The organism is Dietzia cercidiphylli (assembly GCF_039531545.1).
GTDB lineage: Bacteria > Actinomycetota > Actinomycetes > Mycobacteriales > Mycobacteriaceae > Dietzia > Dietzia natronolimnaea.
Genome location: NZ_BAAAQG010000031.1, coordinates 1 through 2,449 on the forward strand (window position 1 = coordinate 1; position 2,449 = coordinate 2,449).

2 protein-coding genes are annotated in these 2,449 nt (G+C 67.3%); both read right to left on the bottom strand.

What is annotated here, in order from left to right; genetic code table 11:
* Positions 1-47: 47 nt before the first annotated feature.
* Complete coding sequence (locus tag ABD250_RS17755; RefSeq protein ID WP_182659377.1) at positions 48-794, bottom strand: ATP-binding protein; 747 nt, start codon at positions 792-794, stop codon at positions 48-50.
* Complete coding sequence (gene istA / locus ABD250_RS17760) at positions 791-2,353, bottom strand: IS21 family transposase (protein ID WP_182659378.1); 1,563 nt, start codon at positions 2,351-2,353, stop codon at positions 791-793. The genes ABD250_RS17755 and istA overlap by 4 nt, the downstream gene beginning before the upstream one ends.
* Between the last annotated feature and the right edge of the window lie 96 nt (positions 2,354-2,449).

Below are 2,449 nucleotides of genomic sequence, written 5' to 3' on the forward strand. Positions count from 1 at the left end.
CCAGTGACCGCGTCTGTCGGGGCCACTGGCCTCCCGTCGGCGTCTGGCTAGTGGTTCGCGGCGGTGTGTTCTCGCATGTTGTGCGTGCCGGTGTCGATCCAGAGGGTGTTGTGGACGATGCGGTCCATGATCGCGTCGGCGTGCACTCCGGAGCCGAGGCGTTGGTGCCAGTCCTTCTTGGCGTACTGCGTGCAGAAGACCGTGGATCCGGTGTCGTAGCGGCGCTCGAGTAGCTCCAGGAGCATGCTGCGCATTGCGTCGTCGGGGTGGTCGAGGAGCCATTCGTCGATCACCAGTAGGGAGAATGCGGCGTACTTTTTGAGGAACTTCATCTGCCCCTGAGGCCGATCCTTCGCCAGGGCCCAAGCCTCTTCGAGATCGGGCATCCGGATGTAGTGCGCCCGGATCCGGTGCTGGCAGGCCTGCTTGGCCAGGGCGCACCCGAGGTAGGACTTGCCGGAGCCGGTGAAGCCCTGGAACACCACGTTCTGCTGGCGTTCGATGAACGAGCAGGTCGCCAGTTGAGCGATCATGGCCCGGTCCAGGCCGCGCTCCTCGATCAGGTCGACTCGTCGCAGGTCAGCTCCCGGATACCGGAGCCCGGCCCGGCGGATCAACCCGTCGACCTTGGAGTGGTTGAACGTCTCGTGGGCGTGATCGACCACGAGCTGCATGCGGTCCTCGAACGTCATCCCGAAGACGTGGGTGTCGTCCTGGGCCTCGATCGCCTCTAGCAGTGGTTCGGCGCCCATCTCGCGGAGCTTGCGCTTGGTCTCGATATCGATCGCGGTCATCGGGCACCTCGGGCGTAGTAGTCGGCGCCGCGGACGTATCCGCCGATCTCGTCTGGTTCCTCGCGTGGTGGCCGCAGGGCGGCGGTCTTGTCCTGCCCGGTGGCCAGGATCGGCTGCACGTGCGCATACCGGGGCGAGCGCACCGGCCCGGTCAGAGCCAGTGCGCAGGCCGCTTCGACCCGCTCTGCCGAGTAGCGCCGCGAAAGCCGCAGCACCGCCAGGGCGGCGTCGAGTCCCTGCTCGTCGATGGGGACGGACTCGAAGATCCGGCTCACCACGATCTGGGCGGCCGGGCCGATCCGCTCGGCCCACGCACGGGTGCGGGCCGCGTCCCACTGCTGGTAGCGCTCACCGGCGGGAAGGTCGGCGGCGTTGGTGCGATACGAACCTGCCGCCCCTTCGGGCAGCAGCAGGTGGCTGGAAATCCTCTCGGTCCCGAGGTAGATCTCCAGCGTGCGGGCAGTGATCCGCAGATCGACCTTCGCCCCGATATGCACCAGGGGTGCCGAGTAGTAGTTTCGCTCGAACACCACGTGAGCGTTGCGGCCGACCCGGCGCCCGTAGAGCCACCGGCTGATCTCGAACCCCACCGCCGGCAGTGGCGTCAGCAGTGGCTGCTCCTCGGCCGTGAACACGCTGTGGCGGGATCCGGGGCGTTTCTGGAATGGCTGCCGGTTGTAGGCGTCCATCCGCTGCCCGATCGCGGCCTCGAGCTCCGGGAGCGAACCGAACTGCTGGTCCCGCAGTCCGGCGATGACCCAGGTCGCCACATGCGCGACGGTGTTCTCGGCCCCAGATTTGTCTTTGGGGCGCCGTATTCTGCCTGGTAGGACCGCTGCTGAGTAGTGGGCGGCCATCTCCCGGTAGGCGTCGTTGAGCACGATCTCCCCGTCTCGCGGGTGTTTGATCACGCCGGTCTTGAGGTTGTCGCACACGATCCGCGGCACCGAACCACCGAAGTTCTCGAACATCGCCACGTGCGCCCGCAGCCAGGCGTCTTGCTTCATGTCGATCGCGGGCCAGACGAAGGCGTACCGGCTGAACGGCAGGCACGCCACGAACAGGTACACCCGCCTCGAGGTGCCGGTGACCGGGTCGACCAGCTCCATCGTGGGGCCGGACCAGTCGACCTCGATCGTCTGCCCGGCCTTGTGCCCGACCCGCGAGGCGGCGCCGGTGACCAGCACATGCCGCTGGTAGGTCTTACAGAACCGGTCATAGCCCATCGCCGGCGAACCCGAGGTGGCGCAGCGATCGGTGTACTCGCCGTGCAGCAACTTCAGCGTCACCCCGACCCGGGCCATCTCTCGGTGCACGTGCTCCCAGTCGGGCTGGGCGAACACGCTCTCGTGCTCCCCGCGGCCCGGGAACAAGCGCGCGTACACCTGGCTGTCGGCGAGGTCGGCCACATCGTCCCACGTCACCTCGTGCGCATCGGCGGCCTCCAAGACCGCGGTGACGCTCTTGCGGGACATGCCCTGCGAGGCCGCGATCGCCCTGCCGGACAGGCCCTCGCTGCGAAGCTGCAACACGAGCTTCGCTCTAATTTTCCGTACCATCACCAAGTGCTCCTTCCGCCACGTGCCCTATACACATGGCGGGAGGAGCCTAGAGTCGGTGGCCCCCACGGACGCCGCTACTGGCCCCCAAGCGCA